8 protein-coding genes are annotated in these 4963 nt (G+C 63.0%); 2 read left to right on the plus strand and 6 right to left on the minus strand.

The window, feature by feature from the left end; all coding sequences use genetic code 11:
• The 3 genes from Q8K05_RS01370 to Q8K05_RS01380 form a co-directional block, all read right to left on the minus strand.
• A partial coding sequence (locus tag Q8K05_RS01370; RefSeq protein WP_305244758.1) for an enoyl-CoA hydratase-related protein occupies positions 1 to 399 on the minus strand: 399 nt, incomplete at its 3' end.
• Complete coding sequence (locus tag Q8K05_RS01375; RefSeq protein WP_305244759.1) at positions 399 to 1604, minus strand: acetyl-CoA C-acetyltransferase; 1206 nt, start codon at positions 1602 to 1604, stop codon at positions 399 to 401. The genes Q8K05_RS01375 and Q8K05_RS01370, both read right to left, overlap by 1 nt.
• Positions 1605 to 1840: 236 nt before the next feature.
• Positions 1841 to 2011, minus strand: coding sequence for a hypothetical protein (locus tag Q8K05_RS01380; protein WP_293464583.1), 171 nt, complete (start codon positions 2009 to 2011; stop codon positions 1841 to 1843).
• A 190-nt stretch (positions 2012 to 2201) separates the two neighbouring features.
• Between Q8K05_RS01380 and Q8K05_RS01385 the strand changes: the two genes are divergently transcribed.
• Positions 2202 to 2870: a DsbA family oxidoreductase gene (locus Q8K05_RS01385; RefSeq protein WP_305244760.1), complete on the plus strand. Its 669-nt coding sequence runs from the start codon at positions 2202 to 2204 to the stop codon at positions 2868 to 2870.
• A 7-nt stretch (positions 2871 to 2877) separates the two neighbouring features.
• Positions 2878 to 3606, plus strand: a complete 729-nt coding sequence (locus tag Q8K05_RS01390; RefSeq protein ID WP_305244761.1) for a glutathione S-transferase — start codon at positions 2878 to 2880, stop codon at positions 3604 to 3606.
• A 74-nt stretch (positions 3607 to 3680) separates the two neighbouring features.
• Here the strand turns inward: Q8K05_RS01390 and Q8K05_RS01395 are convergent, their stop codons facing one another.
• From Q8K05_RS01395 to Q8K05_RS01405, 3 genes are all read right to left on the minus strand, one after another.
• Positions 3681 to 4124, minus strand: a complete 444-nt coding sequence (locus Q8K05_RS01395; RefSeq protein WP_305244762.1) for a hypothetical protein — start codon at positions 4122 to 4124, stop codon at positions 3681 to 3683.
• 115 nt (positions 4125 to 4239) lie between these two features.
• The gene (locus tag Q8K05_RS01400) at positions 4240 to 4605 is read right to left on the minus strand and encodes a hypothetical protein (RefSeq protein ID WP_305244763.1); all 366 of its coding nucleotides are present in this window, start codon (positions 4603 to 4605) and stop codon (positions 4240 to 4242) included.
• Positions 4606 to 4612: 7 nt separating this feature from the next.
• Entirely contained in the window at positions 4613 to 4786 is a 174-nt protein-coding gene (locus Q8K05_RS01405) for a hypothetical protein (RefSeq protein WP_305244764.1), read from the minus strand.
• Positions 4787 to 4963 lie beyond the last annotated feature (177 nt).

Here is a 4963-nt window from a genome sequence, read left to right on the forward strand (position 1 = left end):
GATTTTCGGGTCGTCGACCGCTATCCGGTGGTGGCCCACCAGCGCAACTTCCCAGCCGCCGCCCAGCGCCGTGCCGTTCAGGCAACTGACGACCGGCTTGCCCAGTGTTTCCAGCGTGCGGAAATTGTGTTTCAGGCGCTCGACTTCGGCATAGGCCAGCGGCGCGTCGCAGGGCTGCAGCCGCATCACAGCTTTCAGGTCGGCGCCGGCAAAAAAAGTGTTTTTGGCCGAGGCCAGGATGATGCCCCTGATCGCGTCCCTGTTTTTAAGAATCAGCGCCGTGACATCGCTCAGGTCGTCCTGCCACTGCTGGCACAGGGTGTTGACCGGCGAGCCGGGCTCGTCAAACGTGAGGGTGGCCACGCCGTCCTCGTTCAGCGCGTACTGGATGGTTTTCATCAGATTCTTTCCACAATGGTGGCAATGCCCATGCCGCCGCCCACGCACAGCGTGGCCATGCCGTAGCGCAGCTGGCGCCGGTGCAGCTCGTCCACCAGCATGCCCAGAATCATGGCGCCCGTGGCGCCCAGCGGGTGGCCCATGGCAATCGCGCCGCCATTCACATTGACCTTGTCCGGCAGCACCTTCATTTCCCGCATGAAGCGCATCACCACGGCGGCAAAGGCTTCGTTGACTTCAAACAGGTCGATCTGGTCCACCGTCATGCCGGCCTTGGCCAGCGCCTTGCGCGCCGCCGGCATGGGGCCGGTCAGCATGATGGTCGGGTCGGCGCCGCTCAGGGCGGCGGCCACAATGCGCGCCCGGGGTGTCAGGCCGTGGGTTTTGCCGGCCGCTTCCGAGCCAATCAATACCGCCGCAGCGCCATCGACAATGCCCGACGAGTTGCCAGCGTGGTGCACATGGTGAATGCGTTCGAGTTGCGGGTAGCGCTGCAGGGCCACGCTGTCAAAGCCCAGGGCGCCGAGCTGCCCGAACGCGGGTTTGAGTTGCGCCAGGCCTTCCCGCGTGGTGTGGGGTTTGATGAATTCGTCGTGGTCCAGAATGATCTGCCCGATCGAGTCCCTGACAGGAACGACGGAGCCCGCAAAGTAGCCGGCCGCTTGCGCCTTGGTGGCGCGGCGCTGGCTTTCCAGTGCAAAGTCGTCCACGTCGGTGCGGCTAAAGCCCTCTATCGTGGCGATCAGGTCGGCGCCTATGCCCTGCGGGACAAACAGCGTGGCGCTGTGGGTTTCGGGGTCTTGCGCCCAGGCGCCGCCGTCAGCGCCCAGCGGCACCCGGCTCATGCTTGCCACGCCGCCGGCCACCACCCGGTCTTCCCAGCCCGAGCGCACCTTTTGCGCCGCCATGTTCACCGCTTCCAGGCCCGAGGCGCAAAAACGGTTGATCTGCACGCCCGAGGCGCGAAAGTCCCAGCCGGCCTTGAGTGCTGCCACCTTGGCAATCACCGCGCCTTGCTCGCCCACCGGCGAAACCACGCCCATCACCACGTCGTCAACGGCCGCCGTGTCAAAGCCGCTCCGGCGCTGCAACTCGGTCAGCACGCCGGCCAGCAGATTGACCGGCTTGACCTCGTGCAGGCTGCCGTCTTTTTTGCCCTTGCCGCGTGGCGTGCGGATGGCGTCATAGATGAATGCTTCGGTCATGCTGGCTTTCCTGGGGGACGGCCCGGGGCCGGGAAGAAAAAATACTTTAAAAGTATAGGCATGAGGTTTGGCATTTGCCTGACGCGAAGTCGCCATGGCGGACTTTGTGCCAGCGCTGGCGGGCGCACCCGGTGGCCCGTGCTTCTTGCTACGAACTGCATTGGTGCTATGGTTTAAATAGCTGCTTACACCCTGATTTTGTCAGGCGGGAGGCCAGAATGACTGATAAAAAAGTCTCAGGAAGCGTCTTTGCTGCGCGTGCGGCCCACCGCGCTGAAAATGCCGATGCCCAGCACGATCAGTGAGCCGATGCCGATGTAGAGGTGGGGCACACCCGCCACCACGGCGCCCCAGACCACGCCGCCCAGAAACATCAGGAAACCGACCATGTAAATTGCGAAAGACATTTATTTTCTCCAAAGTTATGGGCTGACTATGCGTCTGAGCCGGTTTTCACACCATCGGGGATGGGCGCTGTTTGCTGTCAGTGGCGGCCTACCCGCCCCCGGTAAAGCCCTTGAATAGTCCCCGCATCAACACAGGGTGAAAGCTTCTGCCGCAAAATCCGGATTTGCGCGCGCATCCACAAAGGCCAGCATGACCACTCCCCTCAAAATAGATTTTGTTTCCGATATTTCTTGCCCCTGGTGCGTCATCGGCCTGAAAGCGCTGGACCAGGCGCTGGCGCGCGTGGCCGGCGACGTCGCCGCCGAGCTGCATTTCCAGCCCTTCGAGCTCAATCCGCAGATGAGCGCTGAAGGCCAGGAAATCACCGAACATATCACGCAAAAGTACGGCATCACCCCCGAGCAGGCCGATGCCAACCGCGAAAACATTCGCGTGCGCGGCGCGCAGCTGGGCTTCAAGTTCAGCGCAGCCGATGAACCCGGCGGTGGGCGCCACCGCATTTACAACACCTTCGACGCGCACCGGCTGCTGCACTGGGCCGAGATTGCGGGTGCAGACCAGCAAAGGGCGCTGAAGGAGGCGCTGTTCGCGGCCTACTTCACCGACGGCCAAAGCCCTGCCTCGCACGAGGTGCTGGCGCGCGTGGCGGGCGAGGTGGGCCTGGATGCGGCGCGTGCCCGCGAGATTCTGGCCTCCAACGCCTACGCTGACGAAGTGCGCGAGCGTGCGCAGTTTTACCTGAGTCAGGGCATTCACTCGGTGCCCGCCGTCATCATCAATGACCGCCACCTGATCTCGGGCGGCCAGCCGGTCGAGGTGTTTGAGCAGGCCCTGCGCCAGATCGCGGCTGCGGGCTGAGGCGGCCATGCCGTACGAGTTGCACTACTGGCCGACGATTCAGGGGCGCGGCGAATTTGTCCGCCTGGCCCTGGAAGCCGCAGGCGCCGACTACCTGGACGTGGCGCGCGGTCCCGAGGGTGACGGGCAGGGCGTGGCGGCCATGATGCGCTTCATGGACAGCCCTGACCTGCCGCACCCGCCGTTTGCACCGCCTTTTCTGGTCGATGGCCAGGTGGTCGTCGGCCAGACCGCTGCGATCTTGCTCTACCTGGGCCCGCGCCTGGGTCTGGTGGCGAAAAGCGAGGGCCAGCGCCTGTGGACGCACCAGCTTCAGCTGACCATTGCCGATGCGGTTGCCGAGGCGCACGACACGCATCACCCGATTGCCAGCAGCCTCTACTACGAGGACCAGAAACCCGAGGCCGCCAGACGCGCCCAGGAATTCCGCGAGCTGCGTGTGCCCAAGTATCTGGCGTGGTTTGAAAGCGTGCTGCAACGCAACCCCAAGGGCCGTGCGCATTTGGTGGGTGCGCGGCTGAGCTACGCCGACCTGTCGCTGTTCCAGCTGGTCGAAGGCCTGCTGTACGCCTTTCCCAAAGCGGGCCGGCGAGCGTTGACACAAACGCCGTGCCTCGAGGCCTTGCATGACCGCGTGGCAGGGCACAAGCGGGTAGCGGCCTACCTGGCCAGCGATCGGCGCCTGGCCTTCAACGAGGACGGCATTTTTCGCCGATACCCGGAACTGGACGCCTGACGATGGCGCCCGGCAGACGCAAAAAAAGCTGGCACTGCCAGCTTTTTTGCATTCACACGGAAGTGAATCCGGTGTCAGTGCTTGGGTCCGTGGCCTTTGCCGTTGCCCTTGCCATTACCGTTGCCTTCATCCCAGCGTTCGCCATAGTGCTTGCCCTCGTCATACTTGATCTTCTTGGCCCTTTTCTCTTTGACCGGCGCGTACTGGACTTCGCGCACCCAGCTGCCGGGCTGACGGTAGTAGCCACTGCCTTTTTGCTCCCAACGGTCGGGTGCCCAGCGGTAGCCGTCGCGCTTCATGATGGCCTGACCGCGAACCCAGACGTGGTGATCGCCATTCCAGGCCCAGTAACCGGGCGCCCAGATGCGGTTGGGCGCCAGCACCGGAACGACTTCGTATTGCGGTTGCGGTGGCGCCAGGTTGATGTTGATGCTGACTTGCGCCAGGGCCGGCGCGGCTGCGGCACCTGCGAGCAGGGCAGCCAGCAGGATTTTTTTGAGCGGGTTACTAAGGGTCATTAAAGTTTCCTTCGGTTGTTAATGGGAGTGTCTGCCCCGGCTTGTTACGGCGTTGCGCATGCCACGTAAAGTTTTTTGTGGCACCGCGGGGTTAATGTGTAAAGCGGCTGGGTCGCTATGGCGTTGATAGTTGCTTGCGCTGATGGGCTGGATGCTGCTGCGTGGAGGGGGCCTGGTGGTTGAGCTTGCTGCCGCAGTCGACCTGGGCATCGAGTTGCAGGCCCTGGCGTGAATAGTCGCTGTCGGTTACTTTGCAGCCCGACGTTTTTTCTATCGCTTCCAGCAGCATCCCCCGGCTGGACGTGCTGAGCGCCAGCGGCCTCAGCATCCCGGTGGGCGTTGCGGTCCAGGTGCTGTCGGTCAGCTGGCCAATTCGGTACATCTGGCCGCCTGCGTTTACCAGGGGTGCGGCGGGACCGATTGATGACGGCAGCGTGCAGGCGCTCAGGCAGACGGCACTGGCGGCGATCAGAAATCTCATGCCGTCATCAGACAAAAAAGCCGAGCCGCTGGAACGCAACGTCAGCCGGGCTGTGCAGCGCGCTGGCGGCCGCTTTGGGCACCGGAACTTTAGGCGGCGGTTTCGGTATTTTGGCGTCAGGGCAGCCGCTCAGCAGCAAGCTCATCAAGGCAATCAGGGTCAAGGGCAAGAGGTGTTTCATGATGTCTCCAGACGTAATCAGCCTGTGTTTTTGGGAATCATAGGCTGCCGCTCCGCGTCAGACCAGTGCCACGCGCAAACTCGCGGCGCTTGCCTACAAGCACGCCCGGCCATGTCGGGTTTATCCTACGATTGTCAGCCGATGCGCCTACGGCAATGATTTTTAAACTTGAAAAGG

It is taken from the genome of Polaromonas sp., assembly GCF_030682935.1.
Lineage (GTDB): Bacteria > Pseudomonadota > Gammaproteobacteria > Burkholderiales > Burkholderiaceae_C > Polaromonas.

Coding starts and splice junctions, on each gene's coding strand:
- Q8K05_RS01385 (WP_305244760.1), top strand. CDS start 2,202: ATGACCACTCCCCTCAAAATAGATTTTGTTTCCGATATTTCTTGCCCC.
- Q8K05_RS01380 (WP_293464583.1), bottom strand. CDS start 2,011: ATGTCTTTCGCAATTTACATGGTCGGTTTCCTGATGTTTCTGGGCGGC.
- Q8K05_RS01400 (WP_305244763.1), bottom strand. CDS start 4,605: ATGAGATTTCTGATCGCCGCCAGTGCCGTCTGCCTGAGCGCCTGCACG.
- Q8K05_RS01395 (WP_305244762.1), bottom strand. CDS start 4,124: ATGACCCTTAGTAACCCGCTCAAAAAAATCCTGCTGGCTGCCCTGCTC.
- Q8K05_RS01375 (WP_305244759.1), bottom strand. CDS start 1,604: ATGACCGAAGCATTCATCTATGACGCCATCCGCACGCCACGCGGCAAG.
- Q8K05_RS01405 (WP_305244764.1), bottom strand. CDS start 4,786: ATGAAACACCTCTTGCCCTTGACCCTGATTGCCTTGATGAGCTTGCTG.
- Q8K05_RS01390 (WP_305244761.1), top strand. CDS start 2,878: ATGCCGTACGAGTTGCACTACTGGCCGACGATTCAGGGGCGCGGCGAA.